Genomic DNA, 1,098 nt, shown 5'->3' with positions numbered 1-1,098 from the left:
CCCTCGGGCGGCTCCTGGGGCGGCGCGACGCGCGCGAGCCGGGCGGGCACAACCACGTCTCGCTCGGCTGCAATTGCCAGATGGCGCACGTGCTCAAGACCCTGGACCTGCGCCACTGGTCCGGCCCGCTGGACTGGATCTTCTCCATGCCCGGCATGGTCCGGGATTGCCTGGACGACGACTTTGCCGCGCTCACCGACCGGGACCAGCTCGAGAGCATCCCGGAGGCGGAGCGCCGCGGCCCCGACATCTGGCGCGGCCGGCACCGGCTCTACCGGGAGCGGCACGGGCTCGAATGCGTGTTCAACCACCACGACCCGGCGGCGAACGCGGCCGATTACGCCTTCCTGGCCGAGGGCGTGCGCCGCCTGCGCGTCGCCCTCGACACCCCCGGCACCCAGAACCGGCTGTGGATGATGACCCATCTGCACACGCCCCGGGAGACGGTGGAGGCGATCGACGACCTTCTCGCGCGCCGGGCGAGCCGCAACCACCTGACCTTCCTGCAGCTCCGGCCGGACCATCCGGGCGTCGCGGTGGTGGAGGCGGCCGACCTGCGCCCGACCTTGCGCTGGCTGACGGTCCAGACCCGCTCGACCCCGGTCGGCCTGCGGCTGGCCGACCCGGCCGAGGACGCCGAGCTCGTGGAGATCATCCGCACCGAGGCGGCCCGGCCGCCGGAGGTGTTCGGGTGAGCTGTCTCATTGCTCCGGCTCACCCCCCGCGCATCCGCGCCGCCAGAAAGTCGACCAGCACCCGCACCCGGGCCGGCAGGCCCGCGCCGCACACGAACACCGCGTGGATCGCCTCGCGGTCCTGCGGATTGAACGGCTCCAGCAAGGGCACCAGCCGGCCGGCCGCGAGGTCGTCGGCGATGTGGAAGGTCCCGACCCGGGTGATGCCGACGCCGCCGAGCGCCAGCTGCACCAGGGTCTCGCCGTTGTTGGCCGCGATGGTGCCGTGCACCGGCAGGACGAAATCGCGTCCGTCCTCGCGGAACGGCCAGCCGGGCTCGCTGCGGCGGAAGGTGAAATCCAGGCAGTTGTGGCCGGCGAGGTCGGCGGGCCGGCGCGGCGTCCCGGCCCGGGCGAGGTAGGC

At 73.6% G+C, this 1,098-nt stretch carries 2 protein-coding genes; one reads left to right on the top strand and one right to left on the bottom strand.

Translation table 11 applies throughout. From position 1 onward, the window contains the following. Window positions 1-695 (top strand): DUF1796 family putative cysteine peptidase (locus FV228_RS30555; protein ID WP_147857832.1); only part of this gene is annotated, 695 nt, incomplete at its 5' end. 19 nt (window positions 696-714) lie between these two features. Here FV228_RS30555 and FV228_RS30550 read toward each other — a convergent pair. Continuing rightward, a partial coding sequence (locus FV228_RS30550) for a LysR substrate-binding domain-containing protein (RefSeq protein ID WP_246694093.1) occupies window positions 715-1,098 on the bottom strand: 384 nt, incomplete at its 5' end.

Origin of the sequence: Methylobacterium sp. WL18 (assembly GCF_008040015.1) — a bacterium.
Lineage (GTDB): Bacteria > Pseudomonadota > Alphaproteobacteria > Rhizobiales > Beijerinckiaceae > Methylobacterium > Methylobacterium mesophilicum.
This window is presented reverse-complemented; position numbering and strand designations above follow the sequence as displayed.